The sequence below is a fragment of the Nocardioides sp. Root140 genome (genome assembly GCF_001426745.1).
Classification (GTDB): domain Bacteria; phylum Actinomycetota; class Actinomycetes; order Propionibacteriales; family Nocardioidaceae; genus Nocardioides.
The window spans coordinates 898,135-917,457 of the sequence record NZ_LMFI01000001.1 but is presented as its reverse complement, the minus strand read 5'-3'; the positions used below and the strand labels follow the sequence as shown (position 1 = coordinate 917,457).

22 protein-coding genes and 4 tRNA genes are annotated in these 19,323 nt (G+C 68.2%); 11 read left to right on the top strand and 15 right to left on the bottom strand.

The window, feature by feature from the left end; all coding sequences use genetic code 11:
- Window positions 1-3: 3 nt before the first annotated feature.
- The 8 genes from ASD30_RS04445 to pgsA all read right to left on the bottom strand — a co-directional run bounded on the left by ASD30_RS04445 (window position 4) and on the right by pgsA (window position 5,732).
- Window positions 4-1,035: a signal peptidase I gene (locus tag ASD30_RS04445; protein ID WP_082563544.1), complete on the bottom strand. Its 1,032-nt coding sequence runs from the start codon at window positions 1,033-1,035 to the stop codon at window positions 4-6.
- Window positions 1,032-1,595, bottom strand: a complete 564-nt coding sequence (locus ASD30_RS04440; protein WP_162250914.1) for a SipW-dependent-type signal peptide-containing protein — start codon at window positions 1,593-1,595, stop codon at window positions 1,032-1,034. The genes ASD30_RS04445 and ASD30_RS04440 overlap by 4 nt, the downstream gene beginning before the upstream one ends.
- A 55-nt stretch (window positions 1,596-1,650) precedes the next feature.
- Window positions 1,651-2,253, bottom strand: coding sequence for a hypothetical protein (locus ASD30_RS04435; protein ID WP_156393506.1), 603 nt, complete (start codon window positions 2,251-2,253; stop codon window positions 1,651-1,653).
- A gap of 44 nt (window positions 2,254-2,297) precedes the next feature.
- On the bottom strand, window positions 2,298-2,831 hold the full coding sequence (locus ASD30_RS04430; RefSeq protein ID WP_056677390.1) for a signal peptidase I: 534 nt from the start codon (window positions 2,829-2,831) through the stop codon (window positions 2,298-2,300).
- Complete coding sequence (locus ASD30_RS04425) at window positions 2,831-3,385, bottom strand: alternate-type signal peptide domain-containing protein (RefSeq protein ID WP_056677388.1); 555 nt, start codon at window positions 3,383-3,385, stop codon at window positions 2,831-2,833. Before ASD30_RS04425 ends, ASD30_RS04430 begins: the two co-directional genes overlap by 1 nt.
- 130 nt (window positions 3,386-3,515) lie before the next feature.
- Window positions 3,516-4,076, bottom strand: coding sequence for a DUF6891 domain-containing protein (locus ASD30_RS04420; RefSeq protein WP_156393505.1), 561 nt, complete (start codon window positions 4,074-4,076; stop codon window positions 3,516-3,518).
- Window positions 4,077-4,092: 16 nt separating this feature from the next.
- Window positions 4,093-5,022, bottom strand: a complete 930-nt coding sequence (gene pdxS / locus ASD30_RS04415; protein WP_056677384.1) for a pyridoxal 5'-phosphate synthase lyase subunit PdxS — start codon at window positions 5,020-5,022, stop codon at window positions 4,093-4,095.
- A gap of 92 nt (window positions 5,023-5,114) precedes the next feature.
- Window positions 5,115-5,732 carry a phosphatidylinositol phosphate synthase gene (gene pgsA, locus ASD30_RS04410; protein WP_056677381.1) on the bottom strand — a complete coding sequence of 206 codons (618 nt, stop codon included), beginning with the start codon at window positions 5,730-5,732 and terminating at the stop codon, window positions 5,115-5,117.
- Window positions 5,733-5,826: 94 nt separating this feature from the next.
- Between pgsA and ASD30_RS27745 the strand changes: the two genes are divergently transcribed.
- The 4 genes from ASD30_RS27745 to ASD30_RS04395 all read left to right on the top strand — a co-directional run bounded on the left by ASD30_RS27745 (window position 5,827) and on the right by ASD30_RS04395 (window position 8,624).
- Window positions 5,827-5,958 carry a hypothetical protein gene (locus ASD30_RS27745; RefSeq protein ID WP_268788277.1) on the top strand — a complete coding sequence of 44 codons (132 nt, stop codon included), beginning with the start codon at window positions 5,827-5,829 and terminating at the stop codon, window positions 5,956-5,958.
- Window positions 5,955-7,103, top strand: a complete 1,149-nt coding sequence (locus ASD30_RS04405) for a N(5)-(carboxyethyl)ornithine synthase (protein ID WP_056677377.1) — start codon at window positions 5,955-5,957, stop codon at window positions 7,101-7,103. The genes ASD30_RS27745 and ASD30_RS04405 overlap by 4 nt, the downstream gene beginning before the upstream one ends.
- A 106-nt stretch (window positions 7,104-7,209) precedes the next feature.
- Window positions 7,210-7,842: a TetR/AcrR family transcriptional regulator gene (locus ASD30_RS04400; RefSeq protein ID WP_056677374.1), complete on the top strand. Its 633-nt coding sequence runs from the start codon at window positions 7,210-7,212 to the stop codon at window positions 7,840-7,842.
- Window positions 7,839-8,624, top strand: coding sequence for a maleylpyruvate isomerase family mycothiol-dependent enzyme (locus ASD30_RS04395; protein WP_200951068.1), 786 nt, complete (start codon window positions 7,839-7,841; stop codon window positions 8,622-8,624). The genes ASD30_RS04400 and ASD30_RS04395 overlap by 4 nt, the downstream gene beginning before the upstream one ends.
- A 10-nt stretch (window positions 8,625-8,634) precedes the next feature.
- Here ASD30_RS04395 and ASD30_RS04390 read toward each other — a convergent pair whose 3' ends face one another.
- The 3 genes from ASD30_RS04390 to thrS are packed head-to-tail and all read right to left on the bottom strand — an operon-like array spanning window position 8,635 to window position 11,930.
- Window positions 8,635-9,396 (bottom strand): inositol monophosphatase family protein, encoded by a 762-nt coding sequence (locus ASD30_RS04390; protein ID WP_056677372.1) that lies wholly within the window; start codon window positions 9,394-9,396, stop codon window positions 8,635-8,637.
- Complete coding sequence (locus ASD30_RS04385) at window positions 9,393-9,926, bottom strand: HIT family protein (RefSeq protein WP_056677369.1); 534 nt, start codon at window positions 9,924-9,926, stop codon at window positions 9,393-9,395. Before ASD30_RS04385 ends, ASD30_RS04390 begins: the two co-directional genes overlap by 4 nt.
- Window positions 9,927-9,938: 12 nt before the next feature.
- Window positions 9,939-11,930: a threonine--tRNA ligase gene (thrS, locus tag ASD30_RS04380; RefSeq protein ID WP_056677366.1), complete on the bottom strand. Its 1,992-nt coding sequence runs from the start codon at window positions 11,928-11,930 to the stop codon at window positions 9,939-9,941.
- 224 nt (window positions 11,931-12,154) lie between these two features.
- Here thrS and ASD30_RS04375 point away from each other — a divergent pair, with 224 nt between their 5' ends.
- Window positions 12,155-14,110 carry a sulfatase family protein gene (locus ASD30_RS04375; RefSeq protein ID WP_056677363.1) on the top strand — a complete coding sequence of 652 codons (1,956 nt, stop codon included), beginning with the start codon at window positions 12,155-12,157 and terminating at the stop codon, window positions 14,108-14,110.
- Between the two features lie 29 nt (window positions 14,111-14,139).
- Window positions 14,140-14,712 (top strand): dihydrofolate reductase family protein, encoded by a 573-nt coding sequence (locus ASD30_RS04370; protein WP_056677360.1) that lies wholly within the window; start codon window positions 14,140-14,142, stop codon window positions 14,710-14,712.
- A gap of 211 nt (window positions 14,713-14,923) precedes the next feature.
- Here ASD30_RS04370 and ASD30_RS04365 read toward each other — a convergent pair.
- A tRNA-Val gene (locus ASD30_RS04365) sits at window positions 14,924-14,998 on the bottom strand.
- A gap of 151 nt (window positions 14,999-15,149) precedes the next feature.
- Here ASD30_RS04365 and ASD30_RS04360 point away from each other — a divergent pair.
- Window positions 15,150-15,581 carry an SsgA family sporulation/cell division regulator gene (locus ASD30_RS04360; RefSeq protein WP_162250913.1) on the top strand — a complete coding sequence of 144 codons (432 nt, stop codon included), beginning with the start codon at window positions 15,150-15,152 and terminating at the stop codon, window positions 15,579-15,581.
- A gap of 15 nt (window positions 15,582-15,596) precedes the next feature.
- Here ASD30_RS04360 and ASD30_RS04355 read toward each other — a convergent pair whose 3' ends face one another.
- Window positions 15,597-16,418 (bottom strand): aminotransferase class IV, encoded by an 822-nt coding sequence (locus ASD30_RS04355; protein WP_056677358.1) that lies wholly within the window; start codon window positions 16,416-16,418, stop codon window positions 15,597-15,599.
- Window positions 16,419-16,546: 128 nt separating this feature from the next.
- On the opposite strand from ASD30_RS04355, the gene ASD30_RS04350 reads away from it, so the two are divergent.
- From ASD30_RS04350 to ASD30_RS04335, 4 genes are all read left to right on the top strand, one after another.
- Window positions 16,547-16,619: transfer RNA gene (locus ASD30_RS04350), tRNA-Gly, on the top strand.
- A gap of 20 nt (window positions 16,620-16,639) precedes the next feature.
- Window positions 16,640-16,710: transfer RNA gene (locus ASD30_RS04345), tRNA-Cys, on the top strand.
- Between the two features lie 42 nt (window positions 16,711-16,752).
- Window positions 16,753-16,824 (top strand) — tRNA-Val (locus tag ASD30_RS04340).
- Between the two features lie 192 nt (window positions 16,825-17,016).
- A complete protein-coding gene (locus ASD30_RS04335; protein ID WP_056677353.1) occupies window positions 17,017-17,994 on the top strand; it encodes a hypothetical protein in 978 nt (325 codons plus the stop codon).
- 160 nt (window positions 17,995-18,154) lie between these two features.
- Here the strand turns inward: ASD30_RS04335 and ASD30_RS04330 are convergent, their stop codons facing one another.
- Together ASD30_RS04330 and ASD30_RS04325 are read right to left on the bottom strand one after the other, a co-directional pair.
- Window positions 18,155-18,769 carry a helix-turn-helix domain-containing protein gene (locus tag ASD30_RS04330; protein ID WP_056677350.1) on the bottom strand — a complete coding sequence of 205 codons (615 nt, stop codon included), beginning with the start codon at window positions 18,767-18,769 and terminating at the stop codon, window positions 18,155-18,157.
- Window positions 18,770-18,773: 4 nt separating this feature from the next.
- Window positions 18,774-19,205 carry a VOC family protein gene (locus ASD30_RS04325; protein WP_056677347.1) on the bottom strand — a complete coding sequence of 144 codons (432 nt, stop codon included), beginning with the start codon at window positions 19,203-19,205 and terminating at the stop codon, window positions 18,774-18,776.
- Window positions 19,206-19,323 lie beyond the last annotated feature (118 nt).

The window sequence follows — 19,323 nt, the reverse complement described above, 5'->3', positions numbered from 1 at the left end:
GCATCAGAAGTGACCGCAGTCCGTACCGAGACCGAGGGTGCGCGTGCGGAAGTTCGAGGTGATCGAGCCGCTGGAGAGCCACGCGTTGGTCCCGGTGGGCACGGCACGGATGCGGGCCACGAAGTTGGTGCTGAGCAAATTGCCGAGCAACCCGGTGGTGAAGGTGATGCTGGTGCTCGTCTGGAAACCCGAGTAGGCGACGGCTCCATCGCTCACCCGGGTGGCCGTCACGTAGTAGCTGTAGTTCGGGCCGGCCGAGGTCCACGAGACTGTGGCGTTGACCCCTGGGGTGCAGACCGGTGCTGTCGGTGCCGGAACTGTCAACGCGGTGAGTGAACCGCCCGTCACGACGGCCGTGTCGGAGAAGGTCGCCATGGTGCTGATCGGGGCCAGGCAGACTCCCCCGGCGACGAGCATGCCGGTCGTGCTCACAGCCGCGGCCCTTCGTGTCGCCCTGCGCACGGATCTCCGCGGTTTCTTGCGCACACCACCGATGCGAGTACCGCCCCCGTCCCCTGCGCCGTCGCTGTCGCCGTCGTCCTTCTCGCGCCGGCCCCGGCCGAACGCCGAGACCAGCAGGAACGTCACGAACCCGCCGCACACCAGCAGGCCCCACGGCGTACTGGCCGCGTTGACGACGTGACCGGCCCACGGCACGTCGGCGAAGACCCGGTAGGCGGAGTCGACGGGATACGCCTCGGCGTCGGGCGCAGCGTTGGCGTCGCCCTTCAGGTGGAGGACGGTGCCGTCCTCGGTGCGGTCGATGGAGACGATGCGGTGGGTGATGCGCACGTTGCGGCCACTCATGACGCTGACCACGTCACCGACCTCGAGCTCCGACGCGGGTACGTCACGCGCCAGCGCCAGGGCACCGGACTCGATCCCGGGCGACATCGACCCGGACCTGAAGACCAGCGGTCGCACGTCGAGGACCAGGGCCAGTGCACCCAGCACGAGGCAGAGCACTCCCAGGCCGGCGCCGAGCCACAGCGCACTCTCACGCAACCGGCCGGCCCACGTCGTACGCGCGCTCATGACGTCTTCTGGCTCGCGGTGAAGGTCAGCGCGATCGAGCCGGTCTTCCCCTGGTTGAGGTTGTCTGCCGCCTGGTCGAGGCCCACGACGATGCACAGGCCCTGGGTGCCGCCCGCGGCGATCTCCTGTGCGGTGGTGATGACCGACTTGTTGGTGGCGTCGACGGCCTGGGCAGTGCCCAGCGACGCGCCCGTGCAGGTGTCCTGCTGCGGGTAGGTGGTGTCCGCGACGGCCGTGCCGGAGTACACCTGCACCGTGATCGGGGTTCCGGAGAACGTCCAGGTGGGCGAGACACCACGAGTCGCGGTCGCGACGTAGGTGAACGGCGGGTTCCCAACGTTCTTGACGCTGAGGTCGAAGGCCTTGCGCTCCCCGGGAGCGAGGTTGCTCCACGTGATTGCCGTCTTCGCGTAGTTCGCTCCCGTGCCGACGGCACCGGTGGTGTCGAACTGCAGGTCCATCGCGCCCGAGGTGATCGGTCCCCCGGAGACCACGGCGGTGTCGCTCCAATAGGCGTACGTGCCGATCGACCCGAACCCCACCAAGAGCCCCAGGCTCAACAACGCCCGCACCTTGCCGTTCCCGGAAGCCCCCCGCGTCCTCGACCTCCTGCCCTCAGCGTGCCGTGCCATGACCTGTCTCCCCTCGCCTTCCACGCTTCATCAGCGCCAGCCCCGTGCCGATCGCGATCCCTGCCACCACGAGCGTCCAGCCCACAGCGGGCGCGCCGGTGTCCGGCAGCCCTGCGCCCGGCAAGCCGTCACCACCGTCGTCACCAGGCCCTGCGCCGGCATCCGCATCCGCCAGGGTCACCATGAAGCGGAACCCGACGTGGTCACGCTGGCTGTCGTTGGCGGAGGCCGGATCGAAGCTGGCCCGCACCTGCACCCTGCGGGAGTCGCCGGCCGGAAGCGCGCTGTGCTCCCACCGGTAGGCCCCGTCCCTCTGCTCGAGGGCGACCCATCCTTGATCCCCCACGCGGGTCTCGATGCGCAGGTCGTCGTCGCGCAGCAGCCTGTCGGGGTCACGACTCTCGACGCTGATCGTCAACGTGCCCGAGTCGTCTGCCTGGTTGCGCACGTAGAACGCCGCCGTGCGCACGTCGCCCGGCACCCACAGCAGCCGCGAGTCGAACAGCGAACCGTCGAGATGGTCGGCCCAGGTTCGGCCGTCCCGGCTGACGCCGAGCTCGTCGGCTGCGTGAGCCGACGAAGGCATGAGGCTGAGTAGACACATCGTGACGACCACCAGGGACCTGATCATCAGCTCGCCCGTTCCTTGCGGCGGTCGCGCACGGCACCGGTCAGCATGAACGCGGCATACCCGAGAAGGAATGCAGCAACGGCGTAGACCGCCATCTGCCTCTCCTTTCCGTTCAGCATGTTGTTCACGTAGCCGAGGTATCTCACCGAGTACCACTTCTCGCCCTTGACCTGGACCGGTCTGACCCACTCCTCGTCAGCTGTGTCGTTCGCGTCGCCCTGCGTCTGGAACTGGATCTCGCCCACGCTGTTGAACGCCTTGGCAACCACCCGGTGCGTCACCACGGTCGCCTTGCCCGACTCGCGCTGGTAGGTGATCACGGAGCCGACCCGGACGTCGTCCTCGTCGACCGGCCTGACCACCACGAGCGTTCCCGGCGGCATGTCCGGCTTCATCGAACCCGTCAGGATCGTGTACGGCGTTGCCCCGCCGAGCCTGGGGATGAGAACCGCCACCACCAGGATCACCACGACGCTCAGGATCACCAGCCAGGAGAGGACCCGGCCGACCCACCCGAGTGGGCCCCGGACCATCAGGCTTCGGTCTGGGTCAACGTCACCGTGATGGCGTCGAGAGTCGCCGCGAGGTTCTGGGTGTCGTTGGCGTTGATCGCGGCCACGTCACCGAAGGGGAACTCCACGGCCAGCGTCGCGGTCACGACGTCGCCGTCGTTCGCACTGGTGACCTGCACCGGAAGAGGTGCGTCGTCCTGGTCGACGTAGGTGGCGTCGACGTTGAGCACCAACGTGGTCGGCTCCGGAGTGCTGGTCACGGTCACGTCGGCGGTGTCCGGCGTCGTGAGCGTCGCAGTGAGGTTGTCACCGGCTGCGGCAATGGTGAACTCGCAGTCCTTGACGATCGTGTCGCCGGGCACGATCAAGCCCACGGCCTGGCCGGCCTTGGCATTGCCCGGCCCGTAGACCCATCCTGCGTCGCAGGTGGCGTCGCTCAGCGAGAGCTCCCCGGAATCGATGTCACCGCCGCTCAACGGGGTCGAGTCGCTCCAGTAGGCCAGCGAACCGGCCCCACCGAGCAACAACACTGCCGCAGCCGCCGCGGCGATCGAACCCTTGGTCGACTTCTTCATTTCTGCTCCCTGTCATCAGTCGTAGTGCAGGGAAGTACAGTCCCCTGTCACGACTACTCAACGGTGGTCTAGACCCCTCCTGACGCCAGACTCGCAGAAATAGTCATATCGGGCCATGGTGCCTAGTCATTCATGGGGCGGGGCGGCGTTGCCAGAACGCGGTGACCTCGATGCGGCCCTCGTCGAACCTGGCAGTCAGTCCGTGGCGTGAGAAGCAGGAGAGGACTGCGTCGAGCAGGTGGTCACCAGGTGCCGCGTTGGCCGTGGAGGCGTGCCAGAGGTTGACCTCGAGCATGCCCTCGTCGATGGCGTGCCAGACGTCGGGGGGTGTGAACCACAAGATGCCGCGCAGGCTCGCTCCGTCACGCTCGAGCTCTGCCTTTGCCGCCCAGTGGTCGGCCACGCCCTGCAGAACGCGTACGCCGTGCGACGCGCACTCGGCGAAGACGGCCTGGAGCCGGTCGAAGTCCGTCGTCTCGGGCCAGGCGCCCGACTCCGAGCGCAGGTCGGCTCCCGCCTTGGCCAGCCAGGCCCGGGCCAGGATGGTCGCGTCGGTGCCGGGCATCTCTGCGTCGATCGCCTGCACGACCTCGGCCAGCATGTCGGGAGATGACAGGAGCCCGGCACGCACCTGGAGGCGGGCGAAGTCGACCAACTCCTCCTCGGGCGTACGCCGGGCTCCTCGAGTCACCATGTGATGCGGCAGGTCACCAGCCGCGCTCGGCGAGGCGGTGTGGCTGCGGGATGTCCTCGACGTTGATGCCGACCATCGCCTCGCCGAGACCGCGGGAGACCTTGGCGACCACGTCGGGGTCGTCGTAGAAGGTGGTGGCCTTGACGATCGCCTCGGCGCGTTGGGCCGGGTTGCCGGACTTGAAGATGCCCGAGCCGACGAACACGCCCTCGGCGCCGAGCTGCATCATCATCGCCGCGTCGGCCGGAGTGGCGATGCCACCCGCGGTGAACAGCACGACCGGGAGCTTGCCGTGGGCGGCAACCTCCTTGACCAGCTCGTAGGGTGCCTGCAGCTCCTTCGCGGCGACGTAGAGCTCGTCGGCGCTGAGCGCGCCGAGCCGGCGGATCTCCCCGTTGATCGTGCGCATGTGGGTGACCGCGTTGGAGACGTCGCCGGTGCCGGCCTCGCCCTTGGAGCGGATCATCGCCGCACCCTCGGTGATGCGGCGCAGCGCCTCACCGAGGTTGGTCGCACCGCAGACGAAGGGGACCGTGAAGGTCCACTTGTCGATGTGGTTGGCGTAGTCGGCCGGGGTGAGCACCTCGGACTCGTCGATGTAGTCGACACCGAGGGACTGCAGGATCTGTGCCTCGGCGAAGTGACCGATGCGGGCCTTGGCCATCACCGGGATCGAGACGGCGGCAATGATGGAGTCGATCATGTCGGGGTCGCTCATCCGCGACACGCCGCCCTGGGCGCGGATGTCGGCGGGAACGCGCTCGAGCGCCATCACCGCCACGGCGCCGGCGTCCTCGGCGATCTTGGCCTGCTCGGCGTTGACGACGTCCATGATCACGCCGCCCTTGAGCATCTCGGCCATGCCGCGCTTGACGCCGGACGTGCCCGTCGCCTGCGCCTGCTGCGCGGGGACGACGGTGGTTTCGGGGGAATCAGTTGCCATGGCTCCAGCCTAGTCGCCTGTACACCGTTCAGTTCACCCGGGCCGGTGGTACGGCCGGCCCCGTCGACCGGCCGGCTTCCGCGGTGGTGGGATCAGGAGTTCGCGGCCTCGGCGTACGCCTGCTGGCGGACGGTCCAGACCCGCTGGAAGACGGTGACGGTGCTGGCCACGGCCAGCGCCCAGAGGGTGACCTCCATCAGGATGGGCAGGTCGAAGATCGCGCTGAAGCCGGTCATCACGAGGATCGAGACCAGCCGGTCGGAGCGCTCCGCGATGCCGACCTTGGCATGGAAGCCCATGCCCTCGGCCTTGGCCCGGGCGTACGACGTCACCGAACCCATCACCAGGCACAACAGGGAGAGCACCAGGTAGAGGCGGCTGTCACCGGGGCCGGCGTAGTAGAGCACCAGGCCTCCGAAGATCGCGCCGTCCCCGATGCGGTCGAGGGTCGAGTCGAGGAAGGCACCGAAGCGGTTCGTCTTCCCGGTGACCCGCGCCATGTGGCCGTCGATGAGGTCGCTGAAGACGAACGCGGTGATGAACAGCACCCCGGTCAGCAGCTTGCCCTGGGGGAAGAACACCAGGGCGCCGGTGCAGACCCCGAGAGTGCCGACGAAGGTCACCGCGTCGGCACTGATGCCGAGCTTGATGAACAACCTCGCAATGGGGTTGAGCAACTTGGTCCAGAACGCGCGAAATCTCTCCAACATGGCGGGTGCAGGGTATCGCCCCACCGGCGGGGTTGCAGCGTCGGCGTAGCGTGGAGGGCACGGAGCCAACCAGGCTTTCAATCAGGGAGCCACCATGGCCGACAAGTCGCCACGGCAAGGAATGTCCAAGAAGTCCGCAAAGTCCATCAAGGAGAAGCGGGCCGACAAGCACGCAAAGACCGCCGCCGCCTCCGACATGCACAAGCTCGCCGAAAAGAAACGGTGACTGCGCCACAGGCCCTGAGCCTGGGTGTCGTCGCGACCTCCGCCAAGGAGAACGAGCGGCGACTGCCGATCCACCCCGAGCACTTCCGGCGCCTCGCCCCGGAGGTGCGCGCCCGCATCACCCTCGAGCACGGGTACGGCGAACGCTTCGGCCACACCGACGCCTCGTTGGCCGACCAGGTGGCCGGGTTCGCCACGCGTGAGGAGCTGCTCGCCACCTCCGACGTCGTCCTTCTCCCGAAGCCGCAGCTGGCAGACGTCGAGGCCCTGCACGACGGCCAGGTCCTGTGGGGCTGGCCGCACTGCGTGCAGGACACCGCGCTCACCCAGGCGGCGATCGACCGGAAGCTGACCCTGGTCGCGTTCGAGGCGATGAACCACTGGACCCGCGACGGCACCGTCGGCCTGCACGTCTTCCACAAGAACAACGAGCTGGCCGGCTACTGCTCGGTGATCCACGCCCTGACGCTGGGCGGCATCACCGGCAGCTACGGACGCAAGCTCACCGCCGTGGTGATCGGGTTCGGCGCCACCGCTCGTGGCGCGGTGACCGCCCTGAGTGCGAGCGGCATCCACGACGTCCGGGTGCTGACCATCCGTGACGTGGCCGCCGTGGCGTCACCGATCCACTCGGTGCGCATCCACCGCTTCGAGCACGACCCGGAAGCGCCGGCCCTCAGCCAGGTCTTCACCGACGCCGGCAAGGTGCCGCTGGCGCCGTTCCTCGCGGAGAGCGACATCGTCGTCAACTGCACGCTGCAGGACACCGCGGCGCCGCTGACCTACCTGCGCACCGAGGACCTCGACGCGTTCCGGCCCGGCAGCCTGATCGTCGACGTCTCGTGCGACGAGGAGATGGGCTTCAGCTGGGCCAGGCCGACCACCTTCGACGACCCGATGTTCAACGTGGGCAACCACATCGGCTACTACGCGGTCGACCACACCCCGTCGTACCTCTGGAGCTCGGCCACATGGGAGAACAGTGAGGCGCTGCTGCCGTTCGTGCCCACGGTCCTGGCCGGACCCGAGGCCTGGGCCGCCGACGAGACCATCCGGCGGTCGATCGAGATCCAGGACGGGCAGATCGTGAACCCGGCGATCCTGGCGTTCCAGGGCCGCACCGATGCAGGAGTCCTCATCAGCTGAGTGGACCAGCGGTGGCTGCGGGCTCGAGGCGGGCCCGCAGCCAACGTGGCATCCGGGGTCGGCCCGCCCCTTGACACGGAGGCGATCCCGGCGCACTCTCCTAACTATGTTAGATGCGCCTAACCGCGATAGGAACGCCGAACGTCGCGAGGCGACGCGGCGCGAGATCGTCGAAGCCGCATGGGCGATCGCCCGCGAGTCGGGTCTCGCCGAGCTGACCCTGCGCGACGTCGCTGCTCGCGTCGGGATGCGAGCACCGTCGCTCTACTCCCACTTCGCCTCGAAGAACGCGATCTACGACGCCATGTTCGGTCAGGCATGGAGCGAGTACGAGTCGTCGGTGCTGGCCTTGGAAGACGCGCTGCCCGAGCACCCCCGCGCCGCCGCCAAGCAGTACGGGCGCCATTTCTTCGACTTCGCCGTCGACGACCTCCCGCGCCACCAGTTGATGAACCAGCGGGTCATCCCGGGGTTCGAACCGAGCCCTGAGTCCTACGCCCCCGCCGTACGCGTTCTCGAGCGCGCGGCCGCAAACGTCCGCGAGCTCGGAGTCACCTCGGAGGACGACTTCGCGATCCTGATCGCCCTGATCGGTGGTCTGATCAACCAGCACCACGCCAACGACCCCGGTGGCGACAGGTACGCCGGGCTCCTCGACCGCGCGATCGACATGTGGGCCGATGCCGTCGGCCTTCCCGCCGAAGATCCCGCTCCTCCCTCGAGAAAGTCCGCCCCATGAACCACGCGGCCCCCCTTGCCCCCACACGCGCCCCACGGCGCTCACAGCTGCCCCGTCACACGGCGATGCAGCTGGCCGCCACCGAGTACGACCGCATGTCCGCAATGCTCGCCGAGCTGCGGCCCGACGACTGGAGCCTGCGCACGGACTGCGCCGAATGGGATGTGCGACAACTCGCCTCGCACCTTCTCGGGATGGCGAGCATGGTCACCAGCCCGATGGAAGTCGCCCGTCAGCAGAAGGCTGCCAAGAAGGTGCACGCCACGCGCGGTGGCCAGATGATCGACTCCCTGACCCAGGTCCAGGTCGACGAGCGCGCCGACCGCGGTCCGGCCGAGCTCGTCGCAGAGGCCGAGAGGATCGGCCGCAGGGCCGTCCGGGGCCGCCGACTGCTGGCCATCGCCGGAGGCCGCATGAAGCTGCCCGAGCCGGAGCAGGTCGACGGCCACCCCGAGTACTGGACGGTGGGCTACCTGATGGGCACCATCCTCACCCGCGACCCGTGGATGCACCGGATCGACCTGGCCCGGGCCACCGGCCACGCACTCGAGCTCACGCCCGAGCATGACGGTGTGATCGTCGACGACGTGGTGCGCGAGTGGGCAGAACGGCACGGGCAGGCCTACCACCTCGAACTCACCGGCCCAGCGGGGGGTCAGTGGACGTCCGACGAGCTGCGTTCCGGCACCGACACGATCGCGATGGATGCCGTCGAGTTCTGCCGCATCCTCTCAGGCAGGGCCATCGGCACGGGGCTCCTGACCACGTCGGTCCCGTTCTGATCCCGACAGGTCAACCCGCGTCGAGAGCCGCGCACACCTCGTCGACGGCAGTGGGCACCCCGGCCACGGACCAGACCACTCCTGCTGCCGTCGTACGGCGGGCGGCGCCGCCCACACCCCGCACGATCGCAGAGCCGGGCAACCAGTCCCATTCCGGCACCGAGTGCTGGAAGAGCACGTCCATCTGCCCCCTGGCCACGGCCAGGTGGTCCATCGTCCCGGAGCCGAGCATCCGCAGCGTCGCGGCGCCGTCGACCGCCCGCGTGAAGGCGGCGCCGACCTCGCCGGCGTAGAACGGGGGATGCAGGTACGTCGAGGCGCACGACTCCGCCAGCGGCCTGTCCTCGATCCGGGGAAGCAGCTCCCCGTTGCGAGTCGACGGGAGGTCCGGCCCGCCGACGTACACCTCGTCACGCGCCGGGTGGTGGACCGCGCCGAGCAGCACGTCGTCGCGGTCCGTCAAGGCCACGGCGGAGCACCACCAGTCCATGCCGCGGAAGAAGTTGTAGGTGCCGTCCACAGGGTCGATCACCCACGTGCGACCGGACGTACCGACGTGGTCGGTGCCCTCCTCCCCCACGATCGAGTCGTCGGGGCGGGCCTCACGAAGGGCGCGGACGATCAGGGCCTCGGCGGCGTGGTCGGCGGCCGTGACGATGTCGGCCACGTTCGTCTTCTGCTGCGAGCCGAGACCGTCGGACCGCATGCGCGCGGCCAGTTGCCCGGCCTCACGCACGAGCCGGCCGGCGAGTTCCGCGTCCGGGACCGTCATTCGGCTCTGGCCCACGCCTCGGCCAGCAGACGTCGGGTGTCCTGGAGGAGCTGCGGAAGGGTCTTGGTGCCACCGACGACGGTGATGAAGTTGGAGTCGCCCGACCAGCGGGGTACGACGTGCTGGTGCAGGTGGTCGGCCAAGGAACCGCCGGCCGGGCCGCCCAGGTTGAGCCCGACGTTGAAGGCGTGCGGGTTGCTGACGCCCCTGATCACCCGGATGGCCCGCTGGGTGAGGGCCATCAGCTCGGAGGACTCCGGTTCGGTCAGCTCCTCGAGCCCGGCCACGTGCCGGTAGGGAACCACCATCAGGTGACCCGGGTTGTAGGGATGCAGATTGAGGACGGCGTACGCCTGCTCACCCCGGGCGACCACCAGGGACTCCTCGTCGGACAGTCCCGGGATCGAGCAGAACGGGCAGCCGTCACCCTCCGTCGCCGTGCGGACGTAGGCCATCCGGTGGGGGGTCCAGATCCGTTCCAGGCCGTCCTGCTCCCCCGGCCCCTGCTGGTGGAACCCTTCCGACGCCACCGCGGCGCCCCCTCAGACCTGTTCGCGTGACTCGACGGCGGCGGCCACCCGGGCGATCGCCTCGGCCAACGGCACCCCGTTGTCCTGGCGGCCGTCGCGGTAGCGGAACGACACCGCACCGGCCTCCACGTCGGCGTCGCCGGCAATCATCATGAACGGCACCTTCTGCAGCTGCGCGTTGCGGATCTTCTTCTGCATCCGGTCGTCGGACAGGTCGACCTCGGCGCGCAGTCCCTGCGCCTTCATGGTGCGGGCCACCTCGAGGAGATAGTCGTTGTGGCGCTCCGCGATCGGGATGCCCTGCACCTGCACCGGCGCGAGCCAGGGCGGGAACGCGCCGGCGTAGTGCTCGACCAGCACGCCCATGAACCGCTCGATCGAGCCGAACTTGGCCGAGTGGATCATCACCGGCTGCTGACGCGTGCCGTCGGCGGCGACGTACTCGAGGTTGAACCGGTCGGCCGACGGCTGGTTGAAGTCGTACTGGACGGTGCCCATCTGCCAGGTGCGGCCGATCGCGTCGCGCGCCTGCACGGAGATCTTCGGGCCGTAGTACGCCGCGCCGCCGGGGTCGGGAACCAGCTCCAGGCCGGTGGCCGTGGCCACCTCCTCGAGGACCTTGGTGGCGATCGCCCAGTCCTCGTCGGAGCCGATGAACTTGTCCTTCGACGCGTCTCGGGTCGACAGCTCCAGGTAGAAGTCGTCGATCCCGAAGTCGCGGAGGAGCGACAACATGAAGTTCAGCAGGTGCGCCACCTCGTCGGGCGCCTGCTCGGGGGTCACGTACGAGTGCGAGTCGTCCTGCGCGAAGCCGCGCACGCGGGTCAGGCCGTGGATCACGCCGGACTTCTCGTGCCGGTAGACGTGGCCGAACTCGAACAGGCGCAGCGGCAGCTCACGGTAGGAACGCTGCCGCGAGCGGTAGATCAGGTTGTGCATCGGGCAGTTCATCGCCTTGAGGCGGTAGTCCATGCCGTCGACGTCGAGGGGCGGGTACATGCCCTCGCCGTAGTAGGGCAGGTGCCCGGAGGTGTGGAACAGCTCCTCCTTGGCGATGTGCGGCGTACCGACGTAGTCGAAGCCCTCCTCGATGTGCCGCTCGCGGACGTAGTCCTCCATGGCGCGCTTGATCACGCCGCCCTTGGGGTGGAAGACCGGCAGGCCCGACCCGATCTCGTCGGGGAAGCTGAACAGGTCCAGTTCGCGGCCGAGCTTGCGGTGGTCGCGGCGCTCGGCCTCCTCGATGCGGTGGAGGTGCTCCTCGAGGGCCTCCTTGGTCTCCCAGGCGGTGCCGTAGATGCGCTGGAGCTGCTTGTTCTTCTCGTCGCCGCGCCAGTACGCCGCCGCACTGCGCATCAGCTTGAACGCCGGGATGCGCTTGGTGGTGGGCAGGTGCGGGCCACGGCAGAGGTCCTTCCAGACCGTCTCGCCGTTGCGGTTCAGGTTGTCGTAGATGGTCAGCTCGCCCTCGCCGACCTCGACGCTCGCCCCTTCGGCCGCATCCTCGGCCTTGCCGCCGCCCTTGAGGCCGATCAGCTCGATCTTGTAGGGCTCGTCCTGGAGCTCGTTGATCGCCTCGGCGTCCGGGATCGGACGGCGGGAGAACTTCTGGCCCTCCTTGATGATCTTGCGCATCCGCGACTCGATCTTGACGAGGTCCTCGGGGTGGAACGGGGTCTCGACGTCGAAGTCGTAGTAGAAGCCGTTCTCGATCGGCGGCCCGATGCCGAGCTTGGCGTCGGGGAAGAGGTCCTGGACGGCCTGGGCCAGCACGTGCGCGGTGGAGTGGCGCAGGATGTCGCGGCCGTCGGCGCTGTCGATGGCCACGCCCTCGACGACATCACCGTCACCCAGTTCGTGGGCGAGGTCCTTGAGGGCGTCGCCGACCCGGGCCGCGATCACGGTCGGGTCGTCCTTGAACAGCTCCCAGGCCCGGGTGCCCGTCGTCACGGTCTGCTCCTCGCGCGCGTCGGCGTGGGCGAGGACGACGTGGATGTCGGACACTGGTTCTCCTTGGTGGGGCGTGCGGTGGTGTCGCCGGTCCGGCGACAGGGCGATCGTATCGGCCCGGCCAGCCGTGGCGCCCTCGGGTTTCCGTCCCGCCGACGGCGCACCCGCGCGACTGTCCACGGGTCGGTGGGTCAGCCGTTCCGTCTTTCCACGGACGCCTACCATCGGCATGTGCTCGGGCGAACTTGTGCGGGCGTATCCCGCGGACTGAGGACTTGATGCAGAAGAGCAAGCGCGCGTTGCTGGTCGGACTCGCCGTGGCCCTGGTGGCCTGCGGTGGATATGTCGTCTACGACAGGGTCAACGACGACGGGCCGGTGAAGAAGACCGAGGTGGTCCTGCCGCAGTCGCCGTACGACTCCGGCAAGGACGAGCCCCGCAAGACGCGGGTCTACGTCGACAACTCGGGCCCGACGGTCAGCGTCTCGGTGCGTACGGCGACGAAGCCGTGGACCGACCAGCTCTCCGTGACGGTCAACGGCAGGACCACGGAGCTGCGGCGGGGCCGGATCCCACTCGGCGGCTGCGCCCCGCATGTGGTGGCCGAGCCCACCTCGATGCTGACCCGCCTCGACTTCGACCGCACGTGTGTCAAGAAGTCGGCGGACCTCAAGGTCTCGGTGGCCGTCGACGGTGCCGGTCCGGTGCGCGCCACGGCGGCCGAGACCGCGAAGCCGAACGTCCTGATGATCATGGTCGACGACATGCGCGCCGACGACCTGCGCTACATGCCCAACGTGCAGAAGCTGATCGGCAAGCAGGGCGTCAACTTCACCAACGCGTTCGCCAGCTTCCCGTTGTGCTGCCCTGCCCGCGCCTCGGTGATGTCGGGCCAGTACCCGCACAACCACGGCGTCTGGTCCCATGACCCGCCGTGGGGCTTCCCGTCGTTCGACGACGCGGAGACCTTCCCGGTGTGGCTGACGGCCGCCGGCTACCGCACGACGTACCTCGGCAAGTACCTCAACGGCTACGGCAGCCAGCCCGAGCCGGGCAGGACCACGGGCACGTCCACGCAGTACGTGCCCCAGGGCTGGGCGCTCTGGAACGGATCCATCGACGGCGGCCTCTCCCCCTCGGACCCCGACGACGGCGGTACCTACCGCTACTGGGACACCACGCTCAACAACAACGGTGACGGCTACATCTCGCTCAAGGGCAAGTACCAGACCAACGCGTACGCCGACATGACCAACGAGATGGTCTCGGAGTCCGCAGCCGCTGACGACCCGTTCTTCCACTACGTCTCGTTCACCGCACCCCACCACGGCGGTCCGCACGAGTCCGACGACCCGCCGGACGTCAAGACGCCGGCCCGGCCCAAGCGCATGCGCGGTGCCTTCGACGACATCATCAAGAAGGCACCCGGTGCGACTTGGAAGGACCCCGACCGCCAGGCCGACAAGCCGAAGCGGCTCCAGGGCCACCCGTCCAAGGACAAGATGAAGCAGGTCCTCCAGCTCACCCGCCAGCGCGCCGAGTCGTTGTACGTCGTCGACGGCGCCGTGAAGCGGATGATCGCCAACCTGAAGAAGACCGGCAAGCTCGACAACACCGTGGTCGTCTTCACCAGCGACAACGGCTACTTCCTCGGCGAGCAGGGCATCCCCACCGGCAAGGTGCTCCCCTACGAGCCGTCCCTGCGGGTGCCGCTGCTGATGCGCGGGCCGGGCATCCCCAAGGGCGAGGTGCGCACCGACCCGTTCCTCTCGATCGACTACGCCTCGACGTTCTCCGACCTCGGCGACGCAAAGGTCGGCCCGGCCGTCGACGGTCGCAGCATGCTCGACGTGGTCCGCCTGGGCGACGAGACGAGCGGCGACTCCTGGAGCCGGGTCGTCCTCACCGAGACCACGCCGACCAACGCGGTCCGCGACGCCCTGGCCGCGAAGCAGCCGGTCGGAGCCCGCACCGCCGAGATGATGCTGGGCAAGGTCACCGGCATCCGGACCGGGCAGTACCTCTACACCGAGTGGCAGGCCGAGCCGGGCGACCCGAAGTCCAACATCCGCCAGGAGCTGTACGACGTCCGCAGCGACCCCAACGAGTACAAGAACCTGGCCCTCGACCCGAAGCAGGAGTCGCTCCTCGCCGAGTTCCACAAGATCCTCGTGCGGGCCCGCACCTGCGTCGGGCCCGAGTGCGAGTTCCTGCTGCCGCGCAACCTGCGCTGAGCCCCACTCACGGGGCGTAGCGTCGGGCCATGGCCCGGACGCAGTACTACACCGCAACGAGCGCCGACGGGTTCATCGCCGACGCCGACAACTCGCTGGACTGGCTCTTCGAGGTCCCGCACGACGAGGACGCCGACGCCGGCGGCTGGGACGAGTTCATCGCCGGCGTCGGCGTCATGGCGATGGGGTCGACGACCTACGAGTGGGTCCTCGAGCACGACCAGATCCTGGCCGACCCGGCGAAGTGGAAGTCCTTCTACGACGAGCGCCCGTGCTGGGTGTTCACGCACCGGGAGCTGCCACCGATCCCCGGCGTCGACATCCGCTTCGTCTCCGGCCCGGTCGAGTCGTCGTACGACGACATGGTGGCGGCCTCCGACGGCCGCAACCTCTGGGTCGTGGGCGGCGGCGACCTGGTCGGGCAGTTCGACGACGCCCGGCTCCTCGACGAGATCATCCTCAACCTGACGCCGGTGTTCCTCGGCTCCGGCGCCCCGCTGCTCCCCCGCCGGATCACGTCGTCGCGGGTCCGGCTGCGGTCGGCGTACGCCGAGGGCCAGCGTGTCCGCATCACCTTCGACGTCAGTCGCGACCCGTCGTGAGTTCCAATCGACCCGTCGCCAGTTTCGATCGACCTGTCGCCAGTTCGGCCGAGCTCCGGGCAATCACGACAGGTCACCCGGAACGCAGCACGACAGAGACCGGCTTCCCGTGGGGAAACCGGCCTCTGACCTGCAAGAACGTGGTGGGCGATACTGGGTTCGAACCAGTGACCTCTTCGGTGCAAACGGCAGAGCCGCGCTACCTCTGCGGTGGTGGGCGATACTGGGTTCGAACCAGTGACCTCTTCGGTGTGAACGAAGCGCGCTACCACTGCGCCAATCGCCCGCAGGTGCGCCGGAAACACTAGCGCATGGTCCCGGGCATCACGGAATCCACCCCCGTTCGGAATGTGACCCAGATTTCATCTTGACACGCGTCATGATTTTCGCGGCTGTGCGTTTCATCCCTGACACCCCAGTTCCAGGGAGGACCCGAGATGCACTTCGACCGAAGCCGCTCAGCCGACACCGTGACGCAGGAGATCACCATGCGTTGTGTCGACGCCGACGGCGAGACCGTCGTCCTCGAAGCGACCCTCGGGTACGACGCGGCCGACCCCTACGCCGTCACCGCGACGTTCCGCACCGAGATCTGCGAGGTCGTGTGGACCTTCGCCCGCGACCTCCTGACCCGCGGCCTGACCGATCCGACCGGTGAGGGCGACGTGCACGTCTGGCCGTGCCTCGACGCCAACGGTCGGGCGGTCGTCATCATCGAGCTCTGCTCCCCCGACGGCGAGCTGCTCGTGCAGGCGCCGACGACCGAGATCACGAAGTTCGTGAACCGGACCCTGGCCCGCGTGCCGGTCGGCACCGAGAGCACCCGCATCGACGTCGACGAGCTGATCGACCAGCTGCTCGCCGTCTGAGCAGACTGAACTGACTCACGGGTCGAGCTGAGCGACCTCCTGGCGAGCCCACACCTCGGCGACCTCCTTGGTGACCGGACCGGGCGCCGGGTAGTCACGTCCGTCGAGCCGGTGCACGCCCTGCACGTCACGGGTCGTCGAGACCAGGAACATCTCACTGGCCCCCTCCAACACGGACAGCGGCTCGTCGACCTCGCGACCGCCGTACCACTCGAGCACGAGCGCCCGGGTGACGCCGGCGAGGCAGCCGCTGGCCAGGGTCGGCGTCCGCAGCTCGCCGTCGACGACGTAGAAGAGGTTGCTGCCGGTGCCCTCACAGATGTTGCCGGCGAGATTGCCAAACAGCGCCTCGGTCGCCCCCTTCTCGGCCGCGTGGGCCAGCGCGACGACGTTCTCGGCGTACGACGTGGTCTTCAGCCCGGCCAGCGCCCCGCGCTCGTTGCGCGGCCACGGCACCGTCACCAGCGACGTCGTCGGTGGGTAGGGGTCCATCGACGCCGCCACGACGACCAGCGTCGCGGGCGCGTCGCCACGCCCGGACCCGAGCGGCGCGACTCCCCCGGTATAGGTGATCCGGATCCGCCCCAACGGCAGGTCCTGACCCTCGAGCGCCTCGGCGACCGCGCCCCGCACCTGGTCGAGGTCGACCGGCGGCAGGCCGAGGCCCTTGGCACTGCGGGCCAGGCGCTCGACATGCCGCGTCAGCGCGAACGCCTGACCGTCCATGACCTTGATCGCCTCGAAGACTCCGTCGCCGACCGTGAAGCCGTGGTCGGACACGGTCACCGCCGGAGCCTGCGGGTCGGTGAGCAGATTGCCGTTGATCCATACGCGCATGACTGCAATCTATCGGGGCGTACGGCGACCCGACAGACCGGCAACACGCAGTTCCGGACCCCGATTTTGCGTGTCTGGGGGTCTCGGCTAATGTTCTCTTCGCACCGCCGGTCAGCCGGAGGTCGCAAGCGGACATAGCTCAGTTGGTAGAGCGCAACCTTGCCAAGGTTGAGGTCGCGAGTTCGAGTCTCGTTGTCCGCTCGGAGAGTTTCTGCCTCCACGGTGGAGTGGCCGAGAGGCGAGGCAACGGACTGCAAATCCGTCTACACGGGTTCAAATCCCGTCTCCACCTCGATAGCCCGATCTGCCGGAATGTGGGATCTTGGGACATCACGGGCGATTGGCGCAGCGGTAGCGCGCTTCCCTGACACGGAAGAGGTCACTGGTTCAAACCCAGTATCGCCCACAGAGAAACAGCAGGTCAGAGGCCCTCTCGAGGGCCTCTTTCCAATTCTGGGAGCATACCTGGCGCGGTCGGGCTCGGCCGTTCCTCGCCAGCCGCAGTGGCCGCACTTTCGATCCAGTCGTCCTGCGGAGTAGCGACGCGGCCACCGAAATCGGCGCGCCGATCGGGACTTCTGTCACTACGGTTCGAGTCATGGCGATCTTCCAAAAGCGCAAGCGTGCCGAGCATCGGTTCGAGCACGTCGGGGCGCTCCAATCACCTCCTGGCTTCGACGAGCTAATCACCGTGAGCGCCGGACCATCGGGTCCCGTCGCTCTCTGGGCGGATGCCACTGCCCGGAGCGATATCGAGGCGCACTTCGAAAGCCTTGGCTCTGCCAGCTTCCCCGAGACTCGCACGTCGTCTCGGCCCCAGGTGGCCCTGTGCGCGTACCGCTCTGCCTCCATGGCACCCGCGCACGCTGTGGTCCTGGAGGAGCTGCCGATTGCCCATCCGCTCATACAGGAGCTGCCCAACGAAGACTTCCTCGTCGTTGGCGCAAGGTGTGCGTGGCGTCCTGAAGGACCAGAGCGCAACGCCCTGATCGTCGGGCACGACGGCGCAGTCGTGCACGAGGGCACGCTGGGCGACGGAATCGAGCACATGCTCGTTGACGACAGCGGGGGGATCTGGGTCGGCTACTTCGACGAAGGGATCTTCGGCAACTTCGGCTGGGGCAGCCCCGGACCCGAGCCCCTGGGATCGGCGGGCATAGTCCGATGGTCACCCATGTTCGAGAAGCTGTGGGAGTACGAGGCGATCGACGACTACTGGCTCGCCGACTGTTATGCGCTCAACGTCGATTCCGATCGAGTCTGGGCTTGCCCCTACACGGATTTCCCGATCCTGGAGATCGCCTCCGACCAGGCCACCGCTCGCGCGACGACTGACGTCAGTGGCCCGCGCGCGCTGCTTATTGCCGGTGAGAAGGTGGCGCTGATGGGCGACTACAAGTTCGGCGGATCGCTTCTGCTCGGGAACCTGGACAACCTGAGTCGTCTCAAGAAGAGCGAAATCGGGATGCCTGACGGCCGTCGGATGCCTCCCGGCACGCTCGTCTGTCGCGGCAGCGTTGCCCACTTCTTCGTCGACGCGGACTGGTTCACCTTCGACCTGGCACGAGCGATCTGACCACACGGGGAGTCCATGACCCAGGAGAGGACGGGATGAGGAATTGAGATGAGGCGAAGACGGAGACAGTTCCAGTGACCTCGGATTCCGCCTTCGGTACTCGTCACCCAGGCGGCGCGCGGCGACGTAGTCGCCATTCGAAAGCGTTGTCCTGAAGGGTTCAGGTGGACAGCAGGACGGACCGCACGAACTCCACAGGCGTCTTCGCGGAGTTCTCGTAGGAGTAGGGACGATCGCTGCGCAGCAGCGCCGACTCCCCCGCACTGATGGCCACCCGCTGGCCGTCGACGGTGACTGTCAGCTCTCCTTCGAACACGTAGAACAGCTCCTGCGAACGCGCGGGGTCGGCGTGGCCGCGGTAGCTGTCCCCGGGCACCAATCTCCAGCGCCACAGGTCGACCGCTCGCTCGTCGGCTGACTCGAGCAGGTGCGCGGCACTGCCCGGCTCACCGGTCCACACCAGGACGTGCGCGTCGCCACCATGCACCGTGATCGGCTGCTCGGGCTCGTGGGCAGCAACGAGGGCGGCGAAGTCAGTGCCGAGCTGACGCGCGATCCTGGTCACGGTCACGAGGCTGGGGTTCGCCTGGCCCAGCTCGATCTGGGTCATCAGCCGGCGACTGATCCCGGATCGCTCGGCGAGCTGCTGGACCGTCATCGACTTCCCTGTGCGCAGCTCCCGGACCCTGCCGCCGAGTCGACCCAGCAGGTCGTCGTCGAGCGCTCCGTGATCGGTGAGGTGTGCGGCATCGGTCGCACCCCCGGAGTGCTCCATGCGTCTACTCCGCGAACAGCTGGTCGATGTCGCGGAACGCCTTGAACTCCAGCGCGTTTCCGGACGGGTCGAGGAAGAACATCGTCCACTGCTCTCCGGGCTCCCCCTCGAACCGCACGTAGGGCTCGATGACGAAGTCGGTGTCCGCTGCTGTGAGTCGGTCAGCCAGCTCGCGGAACGCGTCGACAGCCAGGACCAGCCCGAAGTGCGGGACGGGCACCTGGTGGCCGTCGACAAGATTGGTGCCGGCCACGGCGTTGACGTGCTCGTCGACCTGGTGCGTGACGACCTGGTGGCCGGCCACGTTCCAGTCGGTCCATCGCTCGGCCGAGCGCCCTCGATCGAAGCCGAGCACCTCCCCGTAGAAGCGGCGAGCCGCGTCGATGTCGTGGACCGGGAGCGCGAGATGGAAGGGCGGAAGCGTCGTGGAAGTCATGTGCGCACGATACTGCTCACACGTGACACTTTCAATGCGCATGCGCCGCCTGGGTGCTCCCCGGCTCCCTGCCGGCTCCGGCCGGCGAGTCCCCGCACGACATCGCCCCGGGGCCTCT

What these genes read in the sequence shown, in the direction of transcription:
- ASD30_RS04445 (WP_082563544.1), bottom strand. Translation starts at nt 1,035, where the DNA reads ATGAGCGCGCGTACGACGTGGGCCGGCCGGTTGCGTGAGAGTGCGCTG.
- ASD30_RS04435 (WP_156393506.1), bottom strand. Translation starts at nt 2,253, where the DNA reads ATGCCTTCGTCGGCTCACGCAGCCGACGAGCTCGGCGTCAGCCGGGAC.
- ASD30_RS04430 (WP_056677390.1), bottom strand. Translation starts at nt 2,831, where the DNA reads ATGGTCCGGGGCCCACTCGGGTGGGTCGGCCGGGTCCTCTCCTGGCTG.
- ASD30_RS04425 (WP_056677388.1), bottom strand. Translation starts at nt 3,385, where the DNA reads ATGAAGAAGTCGACCAAGGGTTCGATCGCCGCGGCGGCTGCGGCAGTG.
- pdxS (WP_056677384.1), bottom strand. Translation starts at nt 5,022, where the DNA reads ATGGCAACTGATTCCCCCGAAACCACCGTCGTCCCCGCGCAGCAGGCG.
- pgsA (WP_056677381.1), bottom strand. Translation starts at nt 5,732, where the DNA reads ATGTTGGAGAGATTTCGCGCGTTCTGGACCAAGTTGCTCAACCCCATT.
- ASD30_RS27745 (WP_268788277.1), top strand. Translation starts at nt 5,827, where the DNA reads ATGGCCGACAAGTCGCCACGGCAAGGAATGTCCAAGAAGTCCGCAAAG.
- ASD30_RS04400 (WP_056677374.1), top strand. Translation starts at nt 7,210, where the DNA reads ATGTTAGATGCGCCTAACCGCGATAGGAACGCCGAACGTCGCGAGGCG.
- ASD30_RS04395 (WP_200951068.1), top strand. Translation starts at nt 7,839, where the DNA reads ATGAACCACGCGGCCCCCCTTGCCCCCACACGCGCCCCACGGCGCTCA.
- ASD30_RS04390 (WP_056677372.1), bottom strand. Translation starts at nt 9,396, where the DNA reads ATGACGGTCCCGGACGCGGAACTCGCCGGCCGGCTCGTGCGTGAGGCC.
- ASD30_RS04375 (WP_056677363.1), top strand. Translation starts at nt 12,155, where the DNA reads ATGCAGAAGAGCAAGCGCGCGTTGCTGGTCGGACTCGCCGTGGCCCTG.
- ASD30_RS04370 (WP_056677360.1), top strand. Translation starts at nt 14,140, where the DNA reads ATGGCCCGGACGCAGTACTACACCGCAACGAGCGCCGACGGGTTCATC.
- ASD30_RS04360 (WP_162250913.1), top strand. Translation starts at nt 15,150, where the DNA reads ATGCACTTCGACCGAAGCCGCTCAGCCGACACCGTGACGCAGGAGATC.
- ASD30_RS04355 (WP_056677358.1), bottom strand. Translation starts at nt 16,418, where the DNA reads ATGCGCGTATGGATCAACGGCAATCTGCTCACCGACCCGCAGGCTCCG.
- ASD30_RS04335 (WP_056677353.1), top strand. Translation starts at nt 17,017, where the DNA reads ATGGCGATCTTCCAAAAGCGCAAGCGTGCCGAGCATCGGTTCGAGCAC.
- ASD30_RS04330 (WP_056677350.1), bottom strand. Translation starts at nt 18,769, where the DNA reads ATGGAGCACTCCGGGGGTGCGACCGATGCCGCACACCTCACCGATCAC.
- ASD30_RS04325 (WP_056677347.1), bottom strand. Translation starts at nt 19,205, where the DNA reads ATGACTTCCACGACGCTTCCGCCCTTCCATCTCGCGCTCCCGGTCCAC.